Genomic DNA, 25,970 nt, shown 5'->3' on the forward strand with positions numbered 1-25,970 from the left:
AATGGAAGAAATAGTACGCATTAACCTTGATAATGAAATGGATCTTATTTTGGCGCATAAACGCACCATGAAGCTGGCAGAACTTTGCGGGCTTGTGATTTCTGCCCAAACAAGGTTTGCTACGGCTGTTTCTGAAATTGCAAGATGCTCTATTGCTAACGGGGAAAATTCATGCTTAGTGCTTGGTATTAAATTTTTAAATGGGGGAAAGAAAGAAATAGGGGCTGTAATACTAGACAAAGTAAATCTGGAAGAATCTAATCCCGAAGCTTATGCTTATGCCTCCAGACTTGCCAGAGATATTGTAAAAAAGTATAGTAACGGAGTGTATGAAATATCCCTGAGTCTGAAAATACCGTATTCAGGAATTATTTCACCAGCCCGCATAAGTTCTTTTATAGAATATTTTAAAAAAGAGACTTCTTTATCTCCTTATGATGAGATACGTAAAAAGAATATTCAGCTTATAGAATTATCCGAAAAACTTAGTGATAGTGAAGCCAAGTACAGGCAATTAACAGATACATTGCCATTACTTGTATTCTCGGTTGCGGCTACCGGCGCAGTTACTTTGACTAATAAAAAAATGAAAGATGTTCTGGGTTCAGGGTTTAGTCATTTTACACAAACATCTATAGCTGCTCTTTTTCATCCTGATGATGTGGCAGTAATTGGTAATGCCTGGGATTCTGTAAAGAGAAGGGGTAGTGGTTTTTCCGGGCAGGCAAGAGTTAATATAAAGGATGAATATTTATGGCATATAGTATCGATAGTGCCTGATAATAATGAAGATGTTTCCGGATATATAGTATCGATGGTTAATATCCATGCTCAGAAACTTATAGAAGAAACGCTTAAAGATAATAAAGCATTAAGACAGGCTCAGGAAAGCCTCAAGTCTACTAATGCTGAGCTTTATAAAAAGAATAAGGAACTGGAACAGTTTGCTTATATAGCAAGCCATGATCTTCAGGAACCTTTACGAAAAATACGAAACTTTACCTCTTTAGCTGAGCGCAACCTCTCTGAAGAAGAGAAAGAGAAACTGTATTTCAACAAGATAAATTCTTCTGCCGAACGTATGTCGCGCCTTATAACCGATGTGCTTAATTATTCTAAGCTTTCTGTTGATGACAGAAGCTTTTCAGCAGTCGACCTCAATGTTGTACTTAACGAGGTTATAGGTGATTTTGAATTTCAGATTGAAGAAAAAAATGCTGCTATTACAATAGCAGAACTTCCTTTTATACAGGGTATCCCTATACAGCTAAGCCAGTTGTTTTATAACCTTATAGGCAATTCACTGAAGTTTGTTGAGGGCAAACCAGAGGTTGTTGTAAACTATGAAAAAGTTGAAAAAAACAAACATTTATATCATAAAGTATCAGTGATTGATAACGGTATAGGTATAGAAGAAAAACACCTTTCTAAAATATTTACCATCTTTAAAAGGCTTCATCACCAGAGTGAATATGAAGGTACGGGCATAGGTCTGGCTTTATGTGAAAAGATCATCGAAAATCACCACGGTAGTATTGAGATTTCAAGTATTCCAAATCAAGGCACTACTGTAGACGTTTATTTGCCTGTTTAAGGATATCGAATATTTAATTCGTTCTCCTCCCTCGGCTTCACCACACTCCCTTCTTCAGGATACCTTATACTTCCTTTGATTTCCTCAACATGTTTCGGGTCAAATTTAGGGAGCTGGAGTTCACCTTTTTCTTTCCATTGTTTTACGGTGTCTTCAGCCTGAGTGGTTTTCTCGGCAGAATTGCCTGAGTCTTTTGCAAAATAAATAGTTTGAGAAGGGTAGGCGAGTCCTGTACCGCTTTTATCAATGATATCTAAAATACGAAGCAAAAGATCTTCCTGTACTTCCTGTGAGTCGTCAAAGGTATTGGCTTCAATATATGAAGTAACCTCAACTTTCATGGCATCTGCTGTAATGCCTGTAAAGCGTACGATTGGGGGGGTATTTAAGATTCCGGGGTGAGAATACAGTAATGCTCTAATTTCAACTAACAGAAATCGTAATTGGTCCGGTGTGGTTTCCATCCTGAATGTAAGAACAGGATTGAACAAAAAGCGATCACGGTGCGCATAATTCTCTATTTTACTCGAAGCGAGTTCGCCATTAGGAATGGTTACTATTGTTCGTGCCTGAGTACGAAGCATTGTAGATCGCATTCCAATGCTTTCTACAGTTCCTTTGATGTCACCTACCTTACAAAAATCTCCAACACGCAATGGCTGGTCGGCAATAAGCGAAACACTTCCAACGAAGTTTTCCATGGTTTTTTGTGCTCCCAATGCTAATGCGATACCACCAATACCCAGTGCTGCAAGTCCTGCGGTAACGTCAACGCCTATTGCGCCTAGTATGGCAATAATTCCGGCAATTACAATTGCAGCTTTCGTTGTGCGCCTCAGGAAGAGTATTACAGATATGGCAGAGATACGCCCTCTTTCGGTCATTCTCCTTTTAGTATAAATACTAAGAAGATCGGCAAGTCTCCATAAAAGCATCAAAAACGATACGATGGCTATGGTAACGATAATTACACTAAAACGCTGGCGGACTATAATCGAAATCCCCATACGTTGTGTTGCACTTATAAAAATCCATACTGCAAGGTATAAGCGCACAGGCAGGTTGAATGCTTCTATAATGGCGGTTATCTTTTCGGTACGGGCTTTTGGCCATACTAATGTCAGGATAAAACTAATTAGTGAAACAATACCCCAGGCAACCATATAGCATAGTAATGTCATTACCACAACCACAAGCCAGTGGCCAACCGGAACTCCGCCAAGCTTACGTTCTTTTAGTGTAGTGGGTAAAATCCTGTCTAAAAAGGTGTCATCGTCAATAGTAGCGTTGGCAATGGCACTAACGGTTTCATCGGAGAATAACCAAAGCGCCGGTTTATCATCCTCAGATTGATTTTCGAGATAGATATTTATGACAGTATTATTGGTAGTAATGGTGCCTACTTTGTCAATGCCCGGAGGTAGGTCATCATCGGTTTTTCCACTTTCTTTATTGCTTATGGATGATGTTACTTCCATGTCACCTTTCTGATCCAGTAAGCGCTGGAATGCCTGTGCTATGCGGATCCTTTCTTTTTCTTTTCTGTAGGAACGCCTGCTTAACACCAGGTACTGACTTGCCCTGACATATTTTTCTTCCGAAATCGCTTTTATAAAACCGTTTACGGTACCCTGTGGCGTACGTCTGCCTAATGAGTCCGGTTCAGTTTTAGGGGTTTCCTCAGTTTGCGATTTTGTAGCACTCAATAACTGGGCTGCTGCATTATAGGGTAAAAGGCTCAATACTACTAATGCGATAATAGATATTGTTTTTGGCAGGCAAGGTCTCATAAGGATGTAATAAGGGTACGATAGCTATAAATTTATGAAAATATAACGGTCATGATAAAGTTTTTAACGAGAAGTTGAGAAAATAAAGCATTGTCTATGCTTTGCCAATTGTGTAGCTTTGTATAAATATCATTCCCTTATATGAGATACTTTCTTTTACTGCTGACTACTGCACTAACCTTCGCACAACAAACCAAAAAGGTTGATTTTACTACAGTTAACGCTGACCTGACTTTTGATGTTGCTCAAAAGAAAGTTATGGGGAAGGTTAATTATGCCTTTGAGGTTCTTGATAAAAAGATCGACACCATTTTTATCGACGCAAAGAACATGCAGTTCAGCGATGTGAAGATCAACGGAAAGAAAGCAGGTTGGGTTAACTCAGCGAATGCTTTAAAATTATATAAAGAGTTTAAGAAGGGAAAAAATACGGTTGAATTCAATTATACCGCCCAGCCTAAGCAGACACTATATTTTGTAAAAGATGGTCAGGATGTCCAGTTATGGACTCAGGGGCAGGGCAAGTATACCAGTCACTGGCTGCCAAGCTTTGATGATGTTAACGAAAAGGTTATTTTTAATATATCTGCTTTATTTGATAATAATTATACTGTGCTATCTAATGGAGAACTTAAAGATAAAATTATAAAAGGAAATGACCAGCAATGGATTTATAAAATGGAGAAACCCATGAGTAGCTATCTCGTTATGCTGGCTATAGGCAAGTACAGAAAATGGCAAATGGGAACTGCTTCTAAAACTCCGTTGGAATTTTACTTAAGGGAACAGGACAGTAGCATGTTTGCGACTACTTACCGTTACAGTTGGGATATTTTTGATTTTTTTGAGAGGGAGATAGGTTTTAAATATCCATGGAAAGTTTATAGACAGGTTCCTGTGCTTGATTTTTTATATGCCGGCATGGAGAATACAACTTCAACTATTTTCGCTCAGGACTTTGTGGTAGATTCCATAGGCTTTAATGATCGTACTTATACCAATGTAAATGCCCACGAATTGGCACATCAGTGGTTTGGTGATATTGTTACTGCCGAAAATGGTAAGCATCACTGGCTTCAGGAAGGTTTTGCGACTTATTATGCACTATTGGCTGAACAGAAGCTTTTTGGGGATGATCATTTCAATTACGAAATGTACCAGATGGCAGAGCGTTTACAGCAGGTAGCAAAAACTGATACTATTCCGGTAATGAATGAGAAGGCAAGCAGCTTGTCTTTTTATCAAAAGGGCGCCTGGGCACTACATGTATTGCGAGAAGGTGTAGGGTATGAGAATTTTCAAAAAGCAGTAAAAAACTACCTCGAAAAATATGCCTTTACCAATGTAAATACCGATGAGTTTCTGGTTGAAGTTAATAAGATAAGCGACTATGACACGAACAATTGGAAGAAGCGCTGGCTTGAAACCGGAGGCTTTGAAGTACATGAGGCTATAGAATTGCTCAAAAAGAATGGGTCAATGGCATTGTATTTTGAACTGGGGGAATTGATGGACAATACCTTTGAGCAAAAGAAAGAAACATTTATACAGTTGCTAAGGTCAAATGCGTATTATGCTTTGAAGGAAGAGGCAATATACCAGACGGCTGAAGTGCCTTTTGAACAGAAAGCTGATTTTATCCGCCTTGCAATGCAGAGTAAGGATTTAAGGATTCGTCAGGCGGTAGCACGAACAGTTACCAGTTTTCCGGCAAGCTTTACTGATGAATACAAAACCTTTCTTTATGACGAATCATACATTACCCGTGAGATTGCGATTAATGTACTATGTAAAAACTTTCCGGACCGTAAGGCTGAGTTTTTAGAGGTAGGTAAAGACTGGGTTGGTTTTAACGATATGAACCTGCGTATATTATGGCTTACTCTGGCTTATACAGCTAAGGATTACCGTACACAGGAAAAAGAAAGTTTTTATGGTGAACTCCTCAGATATGCTGCTCCTGAATATGAAAGCACTGTACGTACGAATGCATTGGCAAACCTGATATATATTGGCAAACCTGATCCTGTAGTTTTGCAAAACCTTGTAAATGCAACATTGCACCACAAATGGCAGTTTGTAAAGTTCGGCAAAGATAATATCCGTAAGCTGTTGAAGAAAGAAGGGTATCGTCAGCAATTTGAAAACTTATTGCCATCATTACCCGAAGCTGAAAAGAAAAGTCTTGAAAAGTTATTAGCAGAGAAGTAATTATTCATAGATAGATGCGCCTTTAAGAATATCCGCAAATACCTGCCAACTCGCCTTATCAGCATTTATAGCTTGATTTGTATTTTTATAATATCCATCAATGTCTTCAGTATATCTTAACATAGCTTCCAGAAAATCAGAAAGTGAGATGTTTTCCCATTCTTGTGGATTGGTCTGAAGATGTTGATGCAGAAGTTCCAGAAAATGTATAAATGATTTTCGGTCTGTTATATTAGTATCCATAGTTTAAAAGTTACATAGGCAACAAATCACAAAACCAGAACTGCGATTTGAAGCCATTACTGTCATATTCTCTCATTATAACCTCACCTTTAGTAAACTGTATAGACTGCTTAAAATAGGGTCCATCAAAGCAAAAGGTATGGAACTCGCCATTCTCTCCACAGATGTCTACATCTTCCGGCAGATCATTAATAAAATCATGGTCTATAATACGGCCAACAAACGAACTGTCAAGTTTGCTACCATCTACGCAAACGGTAATGGCTTTAAAACCCAAATCTATGAAATTTGTAAGTAATTCTTTTGTGTCTTTTTTCCACAGCGGAAAAACAGTTTTAATGCCGTAAGGCTCCAGTTGTTTTTCGCGGTACGCTTTCAAATCTTCAAGAAATATATCACCAAAGGCAGTACACTCATAGCCATCAGCTAATAATACGGAAACTGTTTCTTTCATTAGCGCTTCATACTCGGCATTGGTAGGATGAGGAGGAAGTTGGATAATTTTTGCAGGAATGCCAAGGGCTTCTGTCTGTTGTTGTAAAAGTTCCTTACGAAGTCCATGCATGCTCACCCTGTCATATTCTGAACTTACGGATGTCAGCAGGCAATCTATACTATAATTCTTATCCTGTAACAGGTAATATAATGCCAGTGTACTGTCTTTACCGCTACTCCAGTTAAAGTACGTTTTTATGGGTTGGCTCATTGTTATAAAAAAAAGCATCCTGAGATGCTTTAGGTTATGATTTTTGCGATGTTATAGGTTACTGCACCCTGTCTTATTGTAAGTTTGTCTGTTTCAAATTTTACAATTTCAATTTGTTCACCTTTAGAATCTTTATGTTTAAGTTCAATTTTACCGTTAACAATTTTCCATGTTCCGGATGTTTTGCTTTTTCCTAAAAATACAGTAAACCTTCCATCAGGTCCAAATTCAAGATTTAGGTCTTTAAAGCTCTTTTGGTAGGTTTCTGTAATAGACGGACTTAAATCTGCAGCATTTGGTACACCATCATACTTCCATGTTCCTATAAGTTCTGCATTAGTCTGTGCAAATGAAGCTATAGAGGCAAAAGTGCATACTATAAGTATAAAAAGTGATTTTTTCATATTGGAGATTTTAAGTTGATTCATACAAACATAATAAAAGCATCCGCTACTACGAATGTATTTCGATATAATATATGATTTACTCGCTCCAAAGCCCGGATACCTCATTCTTAAGGTGGGCAATGGCAACACTGCTCGGACTTTGCTTGTCGAAAAGATTCTTTAATAGTGTTTCGCGCAGTTCCTGCGCTGTTGCGATTGCAGGATCAGCAGTCGTTTTTCGTACCATCTGTATGGTAGCATTCTTGGCAGTAGTAACAATGTCCCAGCTTTCAGAAGAGATATAGATCTGCTGTGAAAGATTGTGCTCATATTCTACCTCAATTTGTGATACAAGGTACTCTTCATAATCGTGTTTGTTTGATGACTGAGGAGTTATTCTTATGAGAATCTTTGCAGGGTTTATCCTTTCAAGGAATAAAGTAAGTCTTTCATACGCTTGTAAGCGAAGCGGTAATGCGTTCTTTTGTGCTTCTTTGTGTATAAGGTAACGGCGACGGCCTTCTTCGTTACGGGTATGCATGCTAAAAAAGTAGTAAGCAACTCCTCCTGTTATAAGTGCCGGAAGGGTATAAAAAGCAAGTTCAATAATTTTGTCTGAGCTCATAGGTTTATAGTAATGTGTTTTTGGTATAACGTTACAATAGGGTTTCAAATTGCAGAAGCGAAAATAAGGAAATAAGTTTTTTCCGTAAGTGTGCAATTCAAATAATTTGCAATTATATTTGAGGATAATCCTACTCAATCATGAAAAACAAAAGGATAGTATTTTTAATTGTCAGTTTTATTACTATAGTAACGGGTCTCTTCATCAGACTTAAAAAGCATTGGTTTCCTGATATTGTGAATCTTTACCTGGGCGATATATTGTATGCATTTATGATGTTTTATATCGTCAGTTTTTGTGTGCCTCATAAAAATATAAAAGCAAGGGCTGTTACAGCATTGCTTATCTGTTATTGCATTGAAACATTACAGCTCTATCAGGCTGATTGGATCACTGCAGTCCGGCAGACCATTCCAGGAAGACTGGTGCTAGGCTCAGGTTTTTTGTGGAGCGATATACTGGCATACTCTATTGGTATAACAGCAGCTTTTCTTTTTGAAAAATTTATGTTTTTCAAAGGAAGACCAGAGGATAAGAATATCAGCTAAAATAGCTATTTTTGCGTTGTAAATTGTAGAAATGGATATTCGTAGTTATATAAGCCAGTTAAATGAAGCCCAGCAGGCACCAACGCTGCAAAAAGACGGTCCGATGATCGTTATTGCGGGTGCAGGTTCGGGAAAAACCAGAGTACTTACCCTTCGTATCGCTTACCTGATGAGTCAGGGAGTGGATGCATTCAATATTCTTGCACTGACCTTTACCAATAAGGCAGCAAAGGAGATGAAGAAACGTATTGCCGACATTGTAGGTAACTCGGAAGCTAAGAATCTTTGGATGGGTACATTTCACTCGATTTTTGCTAAAATTCTTCGTTTTGAGGCTGACAAACTGGGGTATCCGTCAAACTTTACGATTTATGATTCTCAGGACAGTGTTCGTCTTATCAGTTCTATCATTAAAGAAAAACAGCTTGATAAAGATGTTTATAAACCTAAACAGGTTTTAGGACGTATTTCTTCGTATAAGAACAGCCTTATTACTGTTAAGGCTTACTATAACAATCCTGAATTGCAGGAAGCTGATGCGATGTCTAAAAAGCCACGTCTTGGTGAGATTTACGAAGCTTATGTAGAGCGTTGCTTTAAAGCCGGAGCAATGGATTTTGATGACCTGTTGCTTAGAACCAACGAGCTTCTTAATCGTTTCCCGGATGTACTTGCGAAGTATCAGGATCGTTTCCGTTATATACTGGTAGATGAGTATCAGGATACCAACCACTCGCAGTATCTTATCGTTCGTGCGCTCTCAGACCGTTTCCAGAATATTTGTGTGGTTGGAGATGATGCACAGAGTATTTATGCTTTCAGGGGAGCGAACATCAATAACATCCTGAACTTCCAGAAAGATTACGAGAATGTACAGATGTACCGACTTGAACAAAACTACCGCTCGAGCAGGAATATTGTAGAAGCGGCAAATGCCATTATAGATAATAATAAAACCAAGCTTGATAAGGTGGTTTGGACTGCCAATGATGAAGGTCCTAAAATCAAAGTGCATCGCAGCCTTACCGATGGTGAGGAAGGTCGTTTTGTTGCCAGTACCATTTTTGAACAAAAAATGCAGCACCAACTGACCAATAATAAGTTTGCTATTCTTTACCGTACTAATGCGCAGTCACGCGCTATGGAGGATGCCTTACGTAAACGTGATATTCCGTATCGTATTTATGGAGGTCTGTCATTCTATCAGAGGAAAGAGATAAAGGACATATTGGCTTATTTAAGGCTGGTAATAAACCCTAAGGATGAGGAGGCACTTATTCGTGTTATTAATTATCCTGCAAGGGGAATAGGGGATAGTACGGTTGAGAAACTTACAGTGGCAGCTAATCACTACGGTCGTTCTATTTATGAAGTGATGGAGAACATTGATCGTATAGATCTTAAGCTAAACAGTGGTACTAAAAATAAGCTGAATGACTTTGTAACTATGGTTAAGAGTTTTCAGGTAATTAATGAATCGCAGGATGCATTTTTCCTTGCAGATCACGTTACCAAAAAAACCGGACTTATCCAGGAGCTTAAAAAAGACGCAACACCCGAAGGTATTGCCCGTATAGAAAATATTGAGCAGTTACTAAGTGGTATCCGTGACTTTATTGAGGGGCAAAAGGAAGTTGACGGTGCCCGCGGTGCCTTGTCTGAATTCCTTGAGGATGTTGCCCTGGCGACTGATATGGATAACGATACAGGTGATGATGACCGTGTAGCACTTATGACCATTCACCTTGCAAAAGGGCTTGAGTTCCCTCATGTATTTATAGTAGGGATGGAAGAGGATCTTTTCCCGAGCGCCATGAGTATGAATACCCGTAGCGAACTGGAAGAAGAAAGACGATTGTTCTATGTGGCTCTTACACGTGCAGAGCATCAGGCATATTTAACCTATGCACAGTCTCGTTATCGTTGGGGTAAACTGGTAGATAGTGAACCTTCACGCTTCATTGAAGAGATTACCGATAAATACTTAGAATACCTTACACCGGCTGAGTCGAATTATAAATACAAGCCAATGATTAATGCTGATATCTTTGGTGATGTAGATAAATCCAAACTAAGGCTAAATAAGCCAACCAATACAGCTCCGCCCAAATGGGTTACTGATAATGAGCCTAAGCCGGATATTCCTATCCGTAAGCTAAAGCCTATGAATAGCAATGCACCTGTTTCATCAGGGCCTGCAATGCCGGACACCAAACTGGTAATAGGTAATGTAGTAATGCATGAACGTTTTGGTAAAGGCAAGGTCTTAAATCTGGAAGGTGTTGGTGCCGACAAGAAAGCTGAAATTCACTTTGAAGTTGGCGGTATCAAAAAGCTATTATTACGTTTTGCAAAGCTGGATATACTTAGTTAGTATTCTTTTAAAATTATAAAAAACCTGATTTCACATTGAAGTCAGGTTTTTTTATTTCTATAACTCAACTTTAAGAAAATATTAATAGTTTGTTTTTATACTATATTTTTTAAAATAAGTATATTTGAATACTAATTTTATTGGTATGAATTATACTTTGTTAAAAGAAGTTGTACAGCTTTTGGAAGAATTTGAAGTTTCCGAAACATCTAAGAATCATTCTCAGGATTTAGAAGGATTTAAAGGATGGATTGCTGACTCATTTATTCAGGATGAGAAGAAATATCCGGAACCTGAATGGGAAAACAAAGCTAATGGACGTACTCCTGAAAGTGCTATATCTACAATGCTTGTGCATATGAGCAGGTATGCTAAAATGTATTCCAAATCCGCTATATCAGACTCTTCTTTTTCTACTCAGGAAGATTTTATTTATCTCATAAATCTTAATGCATTGGGAGCGATGTCCAAGATTGAATTGATTAAAAAGAATATTCAGGACAAGCCAACAGGTATGCAAATCATTGGCAGACTTATCAAACAAGGCTGGGTGGTTCAGAGCAAATCTGATAATGATAAAAGAAGTAAATTAATAAGCATTACCGAAAAAGGTCGGGAAGCTTTGGATGCACAGATGGGAAAAATACGGCACGCAACTTCAATAGTTTCAGGAAATCTGAATTATATGGAGAAAATGGAGCTAATAAGAATACTTAATAAGCTTGAAGATTTTCATAATCCAATATTCAATAGCAATATTTCTGTGCCTGAATTGCTTGATGAGGTAAATAATAATTATTTACAAATTCAAAATTAATAGTATGCCTAACAAGATCGCGGTTATTGGTTCCGGTATTTCAGGTCTTTCTGCAGCAGCTTATCTGGCTAAATCAGGAAACGAGGTTCATGTGTTCGAAAAGAATAGTACACCTGGAGGACGTGCAAGGCAGTTCCACACTAATAATGGTTATACTTTCGATATGGGACCAAGCTGGTATTGGATGCCGGATATAATTGAAGATTTTTTCAAAGATTTTGGCTATAATTCTAATGATTTTTATGAATTGGTACGACTTAATCCTCAATTTGAAATGATTTTTGCAGATGGTAAACTCAGTTTGCCTGATAGTTATGAAGATATGCGTCTTCTTTTTGAGAAAATTGAGTCTGGTGGAGCAAAACAACTTGACCGTTTCATGGAATCTGCAAAATATAAGTATGAAATAGGTATGCGCGACTTTGTCGTTAAACCCTGTCTTTCATGGTTTGAGTTTATATCTTTAAAAATCGCAAAAGGTGCATTAAAACTTGATTTGCTTTCTGATTATCGCTCTTATGTAAAAAAGCATTTTACTAATCCAAAACTCATAGCTTTAATGGAGTTTCCGGTAATATTTCTTGGTGCATCACCCAAAAACATACCGGCACTTTACAGCCTTATGAATTATGGAGGGTATATGCTTGGTACGCACTATCCCATAGGAGGATTCTACGAGTTGGTTAAAGCGATGAAGTCTGTTGCAGAAGAACAGGGAGTTAAGTTTCATTTTGAAGCTAATGTAGATAGGATAATAACAGTTGATAATAATGCTACAGGGATTTCAGTTAATGGAGAATTTATAGAATTTGACAGCATAGTGTCTTCCTCGGATTATCATCATACAGAAACGCTTCTGGATGCTAAGTACCGAAACTATAACGAGGAGTATTGGGAGAGCAGGACTTTTGCACCTTCATGTCTTATCTATTATCTGGGTTTTAATCACGTTATACCAAACCTAAAGCATCATACATTGTTCTTTGAAAACGATTTTGATTCGCATATTGCTACTATTTACGGAGATAAAAAATGGCCAAACGAACCGCTGTTTTATTCGTGTTGTCCTTCAAAGACCGATAGTTCTGTAGCACCTCAAGGACATGAAAATGTATTTTTATTAATGCCATTGGCAATCGGTATAGAAGATGAGGAGGCAATAAGGGAAAAATACCTTGAAGAAATGGTATCAAGACTTGAGAGGCATACTGGTACTACAGATTTGTTATCAAAAATAGATTTTAAAAGAAGTTATTGCGTTAGCGATTTTGTTAGTGATTATAATGCTTACAAAGGTAATGCTTATGGGTTGGCCAATACTTTAAAACAAACAGCCGTTCTTAAACCCTCAATAAAAAATTCTAAATTGAAGAACCTGTATTATACCGGTCAGCTTACGGTTCCCGGCCCCGGAGTACCACCTTCGATTATTTCAGGAAAAATAGTCGCTAAAGAAATTAATAAACAAACACCATCCCGCTATGAAAAAACTATTTGATGAACTTTCGCATCAGGTTAGTAAGGCTACAACCCAAAAATACTCCACAAGTTTTTCGTTGGGTATTATGGCCCTTAAACCAGAGATAAGACCGGCTATTTATGCTATTTATGGATTTGTACGTTTGGCGGATGAAATAGTGGATAGCTTTCATGATTATGATAAAGAAGCTCTAATAGCCCGTTTAAGGTTACAGACAACTGAAGCTCTTAATGAAAAAATCTCACTAAATCCAATCCTTAATTCATTTCAGGAAACAGTTCATAAATATCAAATTGGTCTTGATTTGATAGATCAGTTTTTGAAAAGTATGGAAATGGATCTTAATCCGGTTGATTATAATACCGAACTGTATAAGGAATATATTTTGGGGTCGGCTGAGGTTGTTGGGCTTATGTGTCTAAAGGTTTTTGTAGAGGGATGCCAGGAAAAATATGATGAGTTAAAGCCTTTTGCAATGAAGTTAGGATCGGCGTTTCAAAAAGTAAATTTCCTAAGAGATCTTAAAGATGATTATTCAGTTTTAGGGCGCACTTATTTCCCTAATGTTGATATGAATGAATTTAATAATGAAGTAAAATGCTGTATTGAGAAAGAAATAAAGCAGGAATTTGCAGAAGCGCTTATCGGTATAAAGAAGTTGCCGGTTTCATCTCGTTTTGGGGTTTATCTGGCGTACAGATATTATCTGTCGCTTTTAAAGAAAATATGCAATACTCCGGCTCAGCAAATTCTAAATGCCCGTATAAGGATACCTAACACGCAAAAAATTTCATTGATGATGAGAAGCTATGTAAAATATAAAGTAGCTAATGTATGAGGATCTTTTGTGTATTATTGTGTAGTTTAGTTTCAGTTGGTTACTCACAGGAATTGGAGGACGTGCGATATAAGTATTCGCAAGCGGCAACTAATAAGTTATTGTGCAAAGAAATGATATATAAACTTAGAAATGATAGAGAGCCAATCAGGATTGCTTATTTGGGGGCGTTTCAAACTATTTGGGCTAAACATACGCTAAACCCATTCGAAAAACTAAAAACTTTTAAGGAAGGTAAAGCAAATATTGAAGAGTCTGTAGCTCAGTCTCCGTCTGATATGGAAATACGTTTTATAAGACTTTCGGTCCAGCTTAATGCCCCTAAATTTCTTGGATACAGCAATAATATTGAAGAAGACAAAAAAATCATCAGGCATTGTGGTTCAGAGATAAAATCAGAAACACTTCAGAAGATGATTAATGAATGTATTAAATTAAAACAATAATGGAATTCCTTATTATACTTCCCGTGTTTCTTATTATGGAAGGCCTTACGTGGGTTATTCATAAATACGTGATGCATGGATTTCTTTGGGTCTTACATAGAGATCATCATGATCATAGCTCTGAGAACCATCTGGAACGTAATGATTATTTCTTTGTAATTTTTGCTATACCAGCTATTGCGTTAATGTATATAGGTGCAGTTCAGGGATATAATTACTTGTTTTACGTTGGATTAGGGATTACAATTTATGGGATGGCCTATTTTTTTGTCCATGATATATTCATACATCAAAGAATTGGTTTTCTAAAGAAAACAAAAAATCCTTATTTATTAGCTATCAGGCGCGCTCACAAACAACATCATAAACATACGGGGAAAAATGATGGTGAATGTTTTGGGTTTCTTTGGGTTCCTGTAAAGTATTTTAAAATGTATTTTAACAAAGACAATAAATGAAACCATACACTTATTTGCTCATTAATTTCCTGACTATTGTTGTCTGTTTTATATTCTCATTTCATCCAAAGATAAGATTTGATAAATATTTTGGTTCTTTTATAAAAGCCAGTATAATTGTAGCAATTCCCTTCTTAATTTGGGATGCTTGGTTTACACATTCAGGAGTGTGGTGGTTTAATCAGGATTATGTTTTAGGAATAAGTATAATTGGGATGCCTGTTGAAGAATGGTTTTTTTTTATTTGTATACCATTCTCCTGTGTTTTTACATATTATTGCCTTCTAAAGTTTTTCGATTTAAAGTGGGCTGAGAAATTGAGTAAACTAATAATCTTCGTAGTACTAACAGTAAGCATTACGAGTTTATTTATTTTTTACAATAAAATATATACGGCAGTTACGGCAATAGTAACAATTGTTACTGTTGCTTATTTAGGTCTGATTGCCAGATATGAATTATTTGGCAGGGCTTCCCTGATATATCTTATATTAATGCTAGGATTTGTTCCTGTAAATGGAACCCTTACAGGTACAGGACTTGAAAGTGCGATTGTAAATTATAATTCTGAGGAAATAATTGGGTTACGTATACTTACAATCCCGATTGAAGACTTTATTTACGGCTACATTATGTTTTTGTTGAATATTTACATTTTTGGATTACTAACAAAGTTTCCTTTATCAATTCACACCAATGCTGATTCAGGTCTTTAATTACAATTTAAAGGAGTGCCTTGTTCTTTAAGTTTGCTAACAATTTCGGTAGTATCGGAGAGATTGACGAATTCAAATTTAGTATAAGAGTAGAAGTAGTTATAAACTTCCTTTCTAAGATCATATTTTCGATTATAATCAGCACTGTTAAGGCCAACATAAATTGTAGGTGTTTTAGATGCGATGTATAATGCTGCAATAGGATTGGCTGTTAATCTTCCTTTTCTCTCGACATTTTTTTTAAGGCATTTAGTAAGTTCTGAGAGTGTAGATTTGTCCAAATCGCGGAATAGGGTAGATGTTTTACGGATAATAACCTTTCCTTTTAAAAAATCTTCTTTACTGAGATTTGTATAAACATCATCGGTTATATTGTTGCCCTTTCTGTTTTTTGCTGCAACCCTATATACATATACAGGACCGAAAGGTAATCCCCACCATCCCCATATTAGATTGATGAGGTTGTATTTAGCATAATATCTTTTAGAATCACCTTTTTTTACAAAATAAATCTTTGATACTGCACGACCGGGAGCAATTATAGGTCTGGGGATTACATATTCATAGTATATGAACTGCGCACCATTTTCCCGTTGGTCCATGATGCTTTCAAAGGTTTCGCCCTTTGGAATTTGTAATTTGTAAACATGCTCTTTCATAAGGTGTTGGTTGGCAGTGTACAAACAAATATAATTAATTGTTTTTTTATTTTCAATACCTTTTGACTGTTTGAAAAACAGCTTAAAAAACACTGTTGATGAAACATTGAGTTTAATCGTTTTATATAAAAAATGAGCCCGGTATTAAACCGGGCTCATTTTTAATTATAATCTTTGTTTTAGATTGTAGTATCGAACTGACTAACCAAATGCTATTAAAATTGGTTTATCGTTTTACGTATAGCAACCAGTTTTTGCATTAATCCTTCAAAATAATCAAGGTGAAGCATGTTAGCGCCATCACTTTTTGCATTAGCCGGATCAAAGTGTGTTTCGATAAAAATACCGTCAACACCTACAGCAATTCCTGCTTTAGCGATTGTTTCAATCATATCAGGACGTCCGCCGGTAACACCTACTGTCTGGTTAGGTTGTTGTAATGAGTGTGTAACATCAAGCACAGTTGTTGCATATTGCTGCATTGTAGGTATTCCTCTGTAGTCAACAATCATATCCTGGTATCCGAACATGGTACCGCGATCGGTAACCATTACGTTTTCATTGTTAGAATCCAATACCTTTTGAACAGCATGTTTCATAGCCTCAGGGCTCATAAACTGACCTTTTTTAAGGTTAACTGTCCTTCCTGTCTCGGCAGCAGCTACAACAAGGTCGGTTTGACGAACAAGGAAAGCAGGAATCTGAAGTACATCAACATATTGTGCGGCCATAGCAGCATCTTGTTCTGTGTGAATATCAGTAACGGTTGGCACACCAAAAGTTTCCGATACTTTGCGAAGTATTTTTAAAGCCTTTTCGTCTCCAATACCGGTAAAGCTATCTACACGCGAACGGTTCGCTTTTTTGAAAGAACCTTTAAATACGTAAGGAATTTGTAGTTTGCTGGTAACCTCTACGGTTTTTTCAGCTATGCGAAGCGCCATCTCTTCTCCTTCAATGGCGCATGGGCCAGCAAGAAGAAAAAAATTACCGCTGTCAGTATTTTTAATTTGTGGTATATTATTTAAGTTCATTGTTGTGTTATAATTTGGTGCAAAGATAACGATAAAAAACCATTGCTGTATACAAAGACAATCGAGAGAATCTATGGTGTTATAGTTCGAATTGTGAAGCCCTGAGGAGCTACAACTTTTCCTTTTTCATAAAGATTAATATAGATACGTTTTGGTTCATTTAATCCTTCCCAGGTTACCTCATAAACATCAAGAAGACCTGCACCTGCATCAAATTTCTTAGTAGGAAAGGGGCAACAGCTTTCTATTTTAGTATAAGTTAATTTTTCGCCTTTTGGTCCTGCAAGAGCACCAAAATAACGCTGAACATTTATTTCACCGGTTGCCAGCGGAAGAAAACCTAGGTTTACAGGATAATCCTGATCATAGCCATATTTTTTATCCTTGCTTATTTCTGTAATGATAAATGTTTTTTCTTTACTCAAAGCGGGCATGAGTGCAGTGTCATCTATATTTTGTATTGTGTTTCTTGTACTAACGCAAGATGTAGTTGCAAGTGCTAAAGCCATAAGGCCAGCGAACAGTTGTTTTTTCATTGATGGTTAATTGTTGATCAAAAATAGTAATTTTTTGGTTGTCTGTTACCGGTTGATGGTTGTCAGAATCTGTAGTAAGAGTCTTTTATCTATTATCGCAAATCTATTATCGCAATACTAACTAAATCGTTACTTTTGTGAAAAAAATAAAATAACATGGAGAGTTTATATGGTACCTGGCCGTGGTATGTGTCGGGATTCCTTATTGGGGGCGTAATGCTTGCCCTATTGTATTTCGGAAAAACATTCGGAATGTCATCGAATCTACGTACAATGTGTACTATGCTTGGTGCGGGAAAAACATCAGAGTTTTTTAAATTCGACTGGAAAACACAACGCTGGAACCTTACAGTTGTACTTGGTGCCATGATAGGAGGATACATCGCAGTTAACTTTCTAAGTGACCCTGCGCAAATGGTACAGATTAATCCAAAAACTGTAACAGAACTTCAGGCGATGCATATTGATGCTCCTGAAGGTAAGCTACTTCCTGATACCCTTACAAGTAAAAAAGCTCTTCAGTCGCCTAAAATATTGGGTATATTATTACTTGGTGGTCTACTTGTTGGTTTCGGAACTCGTTATGCCGGTGGCTGTACTTCAGGTCATGCTATTACCGGATTAAGTAACTTGCAGTTACCATCACTTATAGCAGTAATCGGATTTTTTATTGGTGGCCTTGTAATGTCATGGCTGCTGTTACCATTATTCTTTAATTAAGATCATCTCATGAAGTTTATAAAATTTTTACTTGTAGGTATAGTATTTGGTATAGTACTAACCAAATCGGAAGCGGTATCGTGGTATCGTATTTATGAGATGTTTCATTTCCAGTCATTTCATATGTTCGGGATCATTATGACTGCTGTTGTGGTTGGTGTGGTTGGTGTGCAAATTATTAAGCGTACTAATATGAAAGATATTACCGGATCACCAATCGTAATTCCTGATAAAGAAAAAGGTTTTACAGGATATCTTGTAGGCGGTACATTGTTTGGTTTAGGATGGGGACTTATCGGTACCTGTCCGGGGCCTATGTATATCCTTATCGGTGCCGGCTTTTATGGAATAGGTGTTATTCTATTGGGAGCTTTGGTAGGAACGTATTTGTACGGAGTATTGAAAAATAAACTACCTCATTAATTAATATGGTTCTATAATAGAAAAAGGGATAAGCTATAAACTTATCCCTTTTTCTTTATATTAATTCTGGACTATTTGTTCAGCCAGTTTACCATATCGTAAAAGTTCTGAGGAGCAACACCGTGTCCGGCATTGTACTCATGATATTCTACATCAAGGCTTAAGTTCTTTAGGAATTCAGGTGCTTTGCGTGCCCATTCAACGGGTATTACCTGGTCTACTGTTCCGTGAGAGATGAAGAAGCGTACTTTAGACACATCTTCGGCATGAAGGCTTTTACCAACAATATCCATATTCAGGTAGCCGCTCAATGCCAGTACTCTTGATACTTTTTCAGGGTAGGTTAGTGCTACAGCATAGCTTAGTATTGCACCCTGACTAAATCCAACAAGTGTTACATTATCAGCATCAATAGGGTATGTGGCAATAATCTCGTCTATGAATCTAACGATAAGATCACGTGATTCTATGGCCTGTTTGTCGTCTGAGAATTTATTCATGTCACTGTCAAACGTAATGGCATACCATGCATGGCCGCTATATTGAGGCAAGTTATAAGGTGCCCTTGCGGACACGATAAAATATTCATCGGGCAGGTGCTGGGCAAACGAAAAAAGATCTTCCTCATTGCTTCCGTAACCATGAAGCAAAAGCAGTAATGGATTCTTATCCTTTTTTACTTTTGGTTCTCTTATGAGATGGTATAATGATAAATCCATTAATTATAATCCTTTAAACAGTTTTTGAAAGAATGGCCCAAGTAATGGAACAGCATTCATTTTGCCTTGTATAGCACCAATAATTCCATATGTCCACAAAACAAAAAAGAATAGGTAAAAAGGCCCTGTTACCAGCCAACTGTCAAAATTAGATATAGTTGAACCTAACAGCATAGACAACAACGTAAGTCCCAATGATTGTCTTATATGAAAGGACGCGAATGCACTTTTCTTTTCGGCATCGCTATTCATCACCATGGCTATAATACAGCCAATGATGTGTAGGTAAGATATAATGGCGTTAGTTTTGCCTTTTTCTATATCGGAGATATTATTGTAATTAGTCATTTAAGATAAGTTTTCCCTGATTGTATATTCCATATGCTTTACCCTTCATGGCTTGTCCAAGGAAAGCTGAATTTTTCGATTTTGATTTGATATCTTCTTTGCTGAATGTCCAGTGTGTTTCAGGATTAAACAAAGTGAAAGAAGCTACAGCGCCTTCTGTAATATCCTGGTTTGTAAAGCCAAATATTGGTTTGCCGGCAGTGAATTTTTCAACAATAACTTCAAGTGGAAGTACAGTCTGTAAAGCTCCAAAGGCGCTTTCAAGGCCTATTGTTCCGTCTTTTGCCATATCAAATTCCAGTTTTTTAAGTTCAATATCAAGAGGGTTGTGGTCTGATGTTATCATGTCAATGGTACCGTCAAGAACAGCTTCAATAAGTACTTTTCTTTCTGAATCAGGACGTAGTGGTGGCATTACTTTATAACGGGTATCAAAGTCCGTAAGCACTTCGTCCGTAAGTATCAGGTTGTGTATAGCGACACTACAGGTTACGTTTAGTCCTTTTGCCTTAGCTTCTTTAATAAGCTGAACCGACTTTGCAGATGAAATTGTAGGGATATGCATTTTGCCGCCTGTATATTCTAATAAGTACAGGTTGCGTACAATTTGTAGTTCTTCAGCAAGGGTAGGGATTCCTTTAAGGCCTAAGCGGGTGCTAACAACACCTTCGTGAACCACACCTTTACCTTTAATATTATTATCCTGGGCAAATGCTATTACCAGACCGTCAAAATCCTGAACATATTGCAGTGCAATTTTTAGTATACCGGCATCAGTAATAGATTTGTTATAATCACCAAAAGCAACCGCTCCGGCATTTTTCATATCAAAAAGCTCAGCAATGTCTTTTCCTTCGCTATTTTTTGTAAGTGCACCTATTGGGTGCAGTTTTGTCGCTGCAGTAGCCGATTTGGTCAATAAGAAACTAATATCTGCCTGTCTTTCGGCAATTGGGTTTCCTGTAGGCTGAAGTGCAATATCGGTAAAACCGCTTTTAGCAGCAACATTAAGTCCGTTAGCCAGGGTTTCCCTGTCTTCATAACCGGGTTCACCCAGACTCACAGAGCTGTCAAACCAGCCTTTAGAGATATGCAGGTTATCCAGTTCTACTGTATCAAAGCCATCAGGAGCGATGTTTTTAGCTATCTTTTTAATGATGCCATTCTCTACCTGTATATCAACAGCCTGTTTATGGAAAGGGCTGTTTTTGTCTATAATAACGGCGTTTTTGAATATCAGGTTCATTTTACAAATTTTTGGATAAGAAGTTCAGTTAACAGGAATAGCAGTGTGCCAATGATAAACCATTTCCATAGTTCGTCGGCAGTGCGTTCCGATTTAATATCGTTGTAAACCGTAGCAACAGAATCAGCTTCGGTAAAATCGTCAGCAAGGGCTTTATTCTGCAGGGCAAGATTACTTTCTGTCCTTGTATGATTAAAGCTTATGTTCTTTAAATTTTGATCATTTTTATATATTGCAAAGTTACCTGCTTCTTCCGGATAATCACCAAAAGAAAGTTTTACTTTGTTATTCAGTAATTGCTGCATTGGGATAAAATCTGATGTCTCATTCTTTACTGTCAGCACTTCATCTTTAGATAACAGTACATCAAGCAAAAGACTTTGGTTTTCTCCAATGGTTATAGCACTAATTCCTGTTTTACCACTGTTTTGTGCCATGTTATAGAATGTAGGTACAATAAGAGGGGAATTCTGGAAATTACTGTTGGTTTTGTTTATAGCTGCTGTAAATACATATACGTTACCAAGCTTATTGCTTATTGAAGCAAGGAACGGAGTCTGGTCATCATAACTAAGTACCGGAAGAGCGCTTCCGCCAAGAGTAAAGCCAGTGTTTACCTTTGGATACTGGAAATTATCCGTCTTTTTCTCAAAAACCGTAGCATATAACGGGTGACTAAAGGCAATTTTAGTGATTTGCCTTTCATTAGCATTTGTGTTTTTAAACTGGTTTCCGCCAAAGGCTGCCAATAAAGCATTAAGATTTTGGAGATTACTGTCTGAAGCCGGTATTATAACAACATTTCCGCCTTTTGCATAAAAATCCTTCAGTGTAGTAATAAGAGCCTGCGGAATATCCTTGATCTCATTAAGGATTATAGCATCCTGTTTACCAAGGTTGTTGTAATCCAGAGTGCGTAATTCGGATGATGTGAAATTAAAATCATCATCAGTATATATTCTCGAAAGGAAATTGTTTTTGGCAGTATCGCCAATTGCAATCACATTTGATTTCTCTGGTTTGCTTATGCTAAAATAGTAGTTGTTGTCATAGGTCAAGCTGTTATCGTTGATGAATACATAACCATGAAAATCTTTTTTCGGAATTGTAAATGTGCTTGACTTTTTCTTGTTGCCATCAAATTTCACAAGGGTCTTCGCAGAAAGACTTTTACCATTGTAAAGTGAAATAGGAATGTCGTTCTCAATATCACCAAAAGCTTCCATATCAACTTTAATCTCATAAAAGTTATCCATAACCTGAGAGATATAAATACTGTCGATTGCTACATTTGCTTTATTTTCAGCTTCAGGAACTATGAAATAAACAGGAGCTTCACTATTAAATTTAGAAATGTATTTATTATCAAGGTTAACAGCGTCGGTAATTACAACAACGTCTTTTCCAGAATGAGGATTTTTAGCTTCAGCTTTTGTCAGCAAAAAATCAGGTCTAAAAGATGCATCACTATATTTTAAATTTTGTAGGTCTTTTTGTATGGATTTTATATCGGTATCCCACCACGCATTGGTATTTGTAATTAACGAAAATTGCTGGTTTTCAGGAGTATTTTCAAGTATGTCCTGTACAGCTCGTTTAAGTAATTCTCCTTTACTGCCTTTAGCTTGCATAGAAAAAGAGTTATCAAGCAAAATAACCATTTCATTGCCTTTATGATTATCATCTTTAGCCTTAAAGTAAGGCTGGGCAAAAGCAATAATTAGAAAGGTTAACAGCAATAATCGTGTAGCAAGCAATAGCCATTTCTTTATTACTGAGCTTTTACGGGTTTGTATGCTAAGCTCCTTAAGAAAGCGTACATTGGTAAAATATTCTTTTTGGAAACGGCGCAATTGAAACAAATGAACCAGTATGGGAATTACAAGCAGGAAAAGAAAGTATAGAATTTCCGGGTGTTTGAACTGCATTTCGTTTGAAAGTTTGTCAAAAATACTAATTTTTCCTGTAAACCTCATAGCAATTATGCAGGATAAATTTCACATGATATTTAAATACTTTACTTTTGTTCTGTATAAATAAATTAGGATGAGAATAACCGGATTACTGTTGTTACTTTTTAGCATGACTGCTTTTTCACAGGATAATTATAACCTGATAGTTGGTACTTATACTAATATCTGCGAAAGTAAAGGTCTTTATGTATATGATTTTAATGTAAATACCCTTTCGTTCAAAGAAAAGAATAGTACGGAAGGAGTTGTAAACCCTAGTTATTTTACAGTAAATAAATCCAATAATGTTATTTACTCAGTAAACGAAGATGGTACAAAAAGTGATGTAACTTCTTTCAAATATAATCCTGCTACAGGAAAGCTTCAATATTTGAATAAAAAGGATTCAGAAGGAGCAGACCCATGCTATATTATCAATGATGATAAAAATGTAATTGTAGCTAATTATTCGGGCGGTAGTATTGCTGTTTTTGGAAAGAAAAATGACGGTGCACTTACTGATGCCAAGCAGGTTATTCGACATACAGGAAGTAGTATAAACAAAGATCGTCAGGAAAAGGCACATGTACATATGGTATATTTTTCTCCTGATAAAAAATATATTTTCTCTAATGATCTGGGTGAAGATAAAATATACATTTATAGTTATAACCCTGAAGGCGGAGCTAATACTTTAACTTTTAAAGAATCCATTTATGTTAAACCGGGCAGTGGACCAAGGCATTTAGTATTCAATCCTAATGGGATATTCTTTTATGTTATAAATGAGCTTTCTGCTACGGTAAGTGTATTTAGTTATAGTTACGAAAAGCCTCAGCTTATCCAGGAGCTTTCGTTGTATGCTAAGGATTGTACTGATTTTAATAGTGCTGCCCATATCAGTTTCTCTAAAGATGGCAAATATCTGTATGCGACAAACAGAGGTGATGCTAATACTATTACTGTTTTTAAAGCGCATTCAAACGGAATGATCAATCAGGTTCAGCAGATTACTACAGGAGGAGAAGGTCCACGTAATTTCGCAATTGATCCATCTGATAATTACCTATTAGTAGCGCATCAGTACACGCACAACATAATTATTTTCAAACGAGATAAAACTACAGGTATGCTTACTGAAACCGGAAAGAAGATAGATGTTTGTTCTCCGGTTTGCCTTAAGTTTACAGCTAATAAATAGAATATAACCTTATATGATATAAAAGGCGATGCACTGCATCGCCTTTTTGTTTATATTTTATGATTCATCTTCAACAGATGCCTCCGGTGCATTTTTCTTGACAGATTCAATCCCATTCTCTCTCGCAGCAACGCTTTCATACATTTCACTTGAACCAATAATTTGTCCGTTTCCTGCTTTAAGATTAAAATACGGTTTTCCGGTAGAGGATTCTTTTCTGTCATATCTGTCATCATCAGGAGCATTTTTCTTAACCGAATCGATTCCATTTTCACAGGCTGATTTAGTCGTATAACCTTCACTGCCGAGTATAACCTGTCCGTTACTGGCTTTAAGGTTAAACTGATACTCACCGTTTTTCCTTTTAGAAATTACAAATTTTCCCATAATTTAAAATCTAGTTTTGTTAATAAAGATCTACTGGTATTTGTAAAGTTATAAAAAATGTTCTTCTTATGGTGTTAAGAAATTATGATAAACTATTTGTAATGAATATATTGAAACAAAAAAGCGATGCTGTAGCATCGCTTTAGATATTCTATTTTCCTTTTTTCTTTTTTGCAGCTCTTTTAGCTTCAACGGCCCGATTTCGTGGAGCGGTTTTTCTTGGCTTGGTTTTACCCGGACCACCAAGGTTAACTTTTTTATTTTTATCTTTCTTATCATGATAAGCCCCGCCGCTTTCCTGCTTTGGTTTTTTTAGCAGGATTTTCATCTTCTTTTTGTCTTTCTCAAATTCAAGCCTTTTCTCTGAAATTTCAACATTTTCAGGAATTTCAAGGAATTCAAGTTCTTTCTCCATAAGAACTTCAGCTTCTACCTCAATATCTTCTTCAGATGGAGCAATAAAACTAATTGCAATACCATCTTTATCGGCACGACCTGTACGTCCTATACGGTGAATATATTGTTCGGGAGCTTCGGGGAACTCCATATTGATTACATGAGTAATGTCCGATATATCAAGTCCACGGGCCATAACGTCTGTGGTTACTATACCTCTAATCTCACCTTGCTGGAAAGAAGCCATTGTATTTAGCCTGTAGTTTTGTGATTTATTGGAATGAATAACTCCAAATTCACCCTGGTATTCTTCTTCAAGAGAATCCATAACGAGGTCGGCTGTTTTTTTGTTGTTTACAAAAACAAGGATTCGGCTTAAATCTTCATTTTTTAGAAGTTCCTTCAGTAGGTTTATTTTAGTAAGGAAGTTTGGTACACGGTAGCCTAATTGGGTTATTTTTTCTAACGGTGTACCGCTGGCAGCTAATGAAACTTCTTCAGGAAAATCGAAGAAATCATTAAGCATATCATCTACATCATCGGTCATAGTTGCCGAAAACAGGATATTCTGCCTTTTTGTTTTCATCATTGAGAGGATTGAAGTAATTTGGAAACGAAAGCCAAGATTCAGTATCTCGTCAAACTCATCAATAACCAGTTTTTTCACTTCATCAAAACGTACAACATTATCAAGCGCAAGGTCCATCATCCTACCGGGAGTACCAACAAGGATATCTACACCTTCATACACTTTAGTTTTTTGGGTATTGATATTAACACCGCCATAAACACCTAATGTTCTGACTGACATATAAGCTGTAAGTTTTTCAACTTCTTCAACTACCTGTACAACAAGCTCGCGTGTAGGTACTACTATTACTACGCGTGGTACATGTACGTTGGCAAACTTCCATTGTTTAAGTATTGGTAGCAGGTAAGCAAATGTTTTTCCAGTACCGGTTTGCGCAATACCCATCATATCACGTCCGGAAAGTATAACAGGCATTGCCCTCTCCTGAATAGGAGTTGGGTTTGTAAAGCCAAGTTCGTCTATGGCTTTTTGTAATGCTTTTGGGAGATCAAGGTCGTGAAATGTGGCCATGTAATGCTATATTTT

At 36.9% G+C, this 25,970-nt stretch carries 27 protein-coding genes; 13 read left to right on the forward strand and 14 right to left on the reverse strand.

Going from position 1 to position 25,970, the window contains the following annotated elements; genetic code table 11:
* Position 1: 1 nt before the first annotated feature.
* Positions 2–1,594, forward strand: a complete 1,593-nt coding sequence (locus ACFSR3_RS15550; RefSeq protein ID WP_379822281.1) for a PAS domain-containing sensor histidine kinase — start codon at positions 2–4, stop codon at positions 1,592–1,594.
* On the opposite strand, the gene ACFSR3_RS15555 is transcribed toward ACFSR3_RS15550, so the two are convergent.
* Positions 1,591–3,384, reverse strand: coding sequence for a mechanosensitive ion channel family protein (locus ACFSR3_RS15555; protein ID WP_379822283.1), 1,794 nt, complete (start codon positions 3,382–3,384; stop codon positions 1,591–1,593). The two genes, ACFSR3_RS15550 and ACFSR3_RS15555, sit on opposite strands and share 4 nt — an antisense overlap.
* A gap of 141 nt (positions 3,385–3,525) precedes the next feature.
* Between ACFSR3_RS15555 and ACFSR3_RS15560 the strand changes: the two genes are divergently transcribed.
* Positions 3,526–5,595 carry a M1 family metallopeptidase gene (locus ACFSR3_RS15560; protein ID WP_379822285.1) on the forward strand — a complete coding sequence of 690 codons (2,070 nt, stop codon included), beginning with the start codon at positions 3,526–3,528 and terminating at the stop codon, positions 5,593–5,595.
* Here ACFSR3_RS15560 and ACFSR3_RS15565 read toward each other — a convergent pair whose 3' ends face one another.
* The 4 genes from ACFSR3_RS15565 to ACFSR3_RS15580 all read right to left on the reverse strand — a co-directional run bounded on the left by ACFSR3_RS15565 (position 5,596) and on the right by ACFSR3_RS15580 (position 7,555).
* On the reverse strand, positions 5,596–5,838 hold the full coding sequence (locus ACFSR3_RS15565) for a DUF7660 family protein (RefSeq protein ID WP_379822286.1): 243 nt from the start codon (positions 5,836–5,838) through the stop codon (positions 5,596–5,598).
* A gap of 10 nt (positions 5,839–5,848) precedes the next feature.
* Positions 5,849–6,544, reverse strand: a complete 696-nt coding sequence (locus ACFSR3_RS15570) for a Dph6-related ATP pyrophosphatase (protein ID WP_379822289.1) — start codon at positions 6,542–6,544, stop codon at positions 5,849–5,851.
* Between the two features lie 29 nt (positions 6,545–6,573).
* On the reverse strand, positions 6,574–6,948 hold the full coding sequence (locus tag ACFSR3_RS15575; protein ID WP_379822291.1) for a lipocalin-like domain-containing protein: 375 nt from the start codon (positions 6,946–6,948) through the stop codon (positions 6,574–6,576).
* Positions 6,949–7,027: 79 nt separating this feature from the next.
* A complete protein-coding gene (locus tag ACFSR3_RS15580; RefSeq protein WP_114756839.1) occupies positions 7,028–7,555 on the reverse strand; it encodes a DUF7935 family protein in 528 nt (175 codons plus the stop codon).
* Between the two features lie 140 nt (positions 7,556–7,695).
* Between ACFSR3_RS15580 and ACFSR3_RS15585 the strand changes: the two genes are divergently transcribed.
* The 8 genes from ACFSR3_RS15585 to ACFSR3_RS15620 all read left to right on the forward strand — a co-directional run bounded on the left by ACFSR3_RS15585 (position 7,696) and on the right by ACFSR3_RS15620 (position 15,232).
* Positions 7,696–8,103 carry a ribosomal maturation YjgA family protein gene (locus tag ACFSR3_RS15585; RefSeq protein WP_379822292.1) on the forward strand — a complete coding sequence of 136 codons (408 nt, stop codon included), beginning with the start codon at positions 7,696–7,698 and terminating at the stop codon, positions 8,101–8,103.
* A gap of 37 nt (positions 8,104–8,140) precedes the next feature.
* Positions 8,141–10,477 carry an ATP-dependent helicase gene (locus tag ACFSR3_RS15590; RefSeq protein ID WP_449267422.1) on the forward strand — a complete coding sequence of 779 codons (2,337 nt, stop codon included), beginning with the start codon at positions 8,141–8,143 and terminating at the stop codon, positions 10,475–10,477.
* A 124-nt stretch (positions 10,478–10,601) separates the two neighbouring features.
* Entirely contained in the window at positions 10,602–11,294 is a 693-nt protein-coding gene (locus ACFSR3_RS15595) for a MarR family winged helix-turn-helix transcriptional regulator (RefSeq protein WP_379822296.1), read from the forward strand.
* A 4-nt stretch (positions 11,295–11,298) separates the two neighbouring features.
* The gene (locus ACFSR3_RS15600; protein WP_379822298.1) at positions 11,299–12,792 is read left to right on the forward strand and encodes a phytoene desaturase family protein; all 1,494 of its coding nucleotides are present in this window, start codon (positions 11,299–11,301) and stop codon (positions 12,790–12,792) included.
* Positions 12,776–13,612: a phytoene/squalene synthase family protein gene (locus ACFSR3_RS15605; protein WP_379822300.1), complete on the forward strand. Its 837-nt coding sequence runs from the start codon at positions 12,776–12,778 to the stop codon at positions 13,610–13,612. Before ACFSR3_RS15600 ends, ACFSR3_RS15605 begins: the two co-directional genes overlap by 17 nt.
* A gap of 113 nt (positions 13,613–13,725) precedes the next feature.
* A complete protein-coding gene (locus tag ACFSR3_RS15610) occupies positions 13,726–14,058 on the forward strand; it encodes a hypothetical protein (protein ID WP_379822301.1) in 333 nt (110 codons plus the stop codon).
* Positions 14,058–14,516, forward strand: a complete 459-nt coding sequence (locus tag ACFSR3_RS15615; RefSeq protein WP_379822302.1) for a sterol desaturase family protein — start codon at positions 14,058–14,060, stop codon at positions 14,514–14,516. The genes ACFSR3_RS15610 and ACFSR3_RS15615 overlap by 1 nt, the downstream gene beginning before the upstream one ends.
* A complete protein-coding gene (locus ACFSR3_RS15620; RefSeq protein ID WP_379822303.1) occupies positions 14,513–15,232 on the forward strand; it encodes a lycopene cyclase domain-containing protein in 720 nt (239 codons plus the stop codon). Before ACFSR3_RS15615 ends, ACFSR3_RS15620 begins: the two co-directional genes overlap by 4 nt.
* Here ACFSR3_RS15620 and ACFSR3_RS15625 read toward each other — a convergent pair.
* The 3 genes from ACFSR3_RS15625 to ACFSR3_RS15635 form a co-directional block, all read right to left on the reverse strand.
* Positions 15,229–15,891 carry a hypothetical protein gene (locus tag ACFSR3_RS15625; protein WP_379822305.1) on the reverse strand — a complete coding sequence of 221 codons (663 nt, stop codon included), beginning with the start codon at positions 15,889–15,891 and terminating at the stop codon, positions 15,229–15,231. The two genes, ACFSR3_RS15620 and ACFSR3_RS15625, sit on opposite strands and share 4 nt — an antisense overlap.
* Before the next feature lie 215 nt (positions 15,892–16,106).
* Entirely contained in the window at positions 16,107–16,925 is an 819-nt protein-coding gene (gene kdsA, locus ACFSR3_RS15630; RefSeq protein ID WP_169518972.1) for a 3-deoxy-8-phosphooctulonate synthase, read from the reverse strand.
* 71 nt (positions 16,926–16,996) lie between these two features.
* Positions 16,997–17,461 carry a 2-dehydro-3-deoxyphosphooctonate aldolase gene (locus tag ACFSR3_RS15635; protein ID WP_379822307.1) on the reverse strand — a complete coding sequence of 155 codons (465 nt, stop codon included), beginning with the start codon at positions 17,459–17,461 and terminating at the stop codon, positions 16,997–16,999.
* 156 nt (positions 17,462–17,617) lie between these two features.
* Between ACFSR3_RS15635 and ACFSR3_RS15640 the strand changes: the two genes are divergently transcribed.
* Positions 17,618–18,181 carry a YeeE/YedE family protein gene (locus ACFSR3_RS15640; RefSeq protein ID WP_379822309.1) on the forward strand — a complete coding sequence of 188 codons (564 nt, stop codon included), beginning with the start codon at positions 17,618–17,620 and terminating at the stop codon, positions 18,179–18,181.
* Between the two features lie 9 nt (positions 18,182–18,190).
* Positions 18,191–18,604, forward strand: coding sequence for a DUF6691 family protein (locus ACFSR3_RS15645; RefSeq protein WP_379822311.1), 414 nt, complete (start codon positions 18,191–18,193; stop codon positions 18,602–18,604).
* A 71-nt stretch (positions 18,605–18,675) separates the two neighbouring features.
* Here the strand turns inward: ACFSR3_RS15645 and ACFSR3_RS15650 are convergent, their stop codons facing one another.
* From ACFSR3_RS15650 to ACFSR3_RS15665, 4 genes are read right to left on the reverse strand one after another with little or no spacing between them, the layout of a single operon-like run.
* Positions 18,676–19,323 carry an alpha/beta hydrolase gene (locus tag ACFSR3_RS15650; protein WP_379822312.1) on the reverse strand — a complete coding sequence of 216 codons (648 nt, stop codon included), beginning with the start codon at positions 19,321–19,323 and terminating at the stop codon, positions 18,676–18,678.
* 3 nt (positions 19,324–19,326) lie between these two features.
* Entirely contained in the window at positions 19,327–19,671 is a 345-nt protein-coding gene (locus ACFSR3_RS15655; RefSeq protein WP_379822314.1) for a hypothetical protein, read from the reverse strand.
* Positions 19,664–20,917: a dihydroorotase gene (locus tag ACFSR3_RS15660; protein WP_379822315.1), complete on the reverse strand. Its 1,254-nt coding sequence runs from the start codon at positions 20,915–20,917 to the stop codon at positions 19,664–19,666. The genes ACFSR3_RS15655 and ACFSR3_RS15660 overlap by 8 nt, the downstream gene beginning before the upstream one ends.
* Positions 20,914–22,845 carry a BatA domain-containing protein gene (locus ACFSR3_RS15665; RefSeq protein ID WP_379822317.1) on the reverse strand — a complete coding sequence of 644 codons (1,932 nt, stop codon included), beginning with the start codon at positions 22,843–22,845 and terminating at the stop codon, positions 20,914–20,916. The genes ACFSR3_RS15660 and ACFSR3_RS15665 overlap by 4 nt, the downstream gene beginning before the upstream one ends.
* Before the next feature lie 118 nt (positions 22,846–22,963).
* On the opposite strand from ACFSR3_RS15665, the gene ACFSR3_RS15670 reads away from it, so the two are divergent.
* Complete coding sequence (locus tag ACFSR3_RS15670) at positions 22,964–24,070, forward strand: lactonase family protein (RefSeq protein WP_379822319.1); 1,107 nt, start codon at positions 22,964–22,966, stop codon at positions 24,068–24,070.
* 57 nt (positions 24,071–24,127) lie between these two features.
* On the opposite strand, the gene ACFSR3_RS15675 is transcribed toward ACFSR3_RS15670, so the two are convergent.
* The gene (locus ACFSR3_RS15675; RefSeq protein WP_379822320.1) at positions 24,128–24,457 is read right to left on the reverse strand and encodes a YegP family protein; all 330 of its coding nucleotides are present in this window, start codon (positions 24,455–24,457) and stop codon (positions 24,128–24,130) included.
* Between the two features lie 151 nt (positions 24,458–24,608).
* Positions 24,609–25,955 (reverse strand): DEAD/DEAH box helicase, encoded by a 1,347-nt coding sequence (locus ACFSR3_RS15680; RefSeq protein ID WP_379822321.1) that lies wholly within the window; start codon positions 25,953–25,955, stop codon positions 24,609–24,611.
* Positions 25,956–25,970: the final 15 nt, after the last annotated feature.

The sequence above is a fragment of the Flavobacterium suzhouense genome (genome assembly GCF_042684765.1).
GTDB lineage: Bacteria > Bacteroidota > Bacteroidia > Flavobacteriales > Flavobacteriaceae > Flavobacterium > Flavobacterium suzhouense.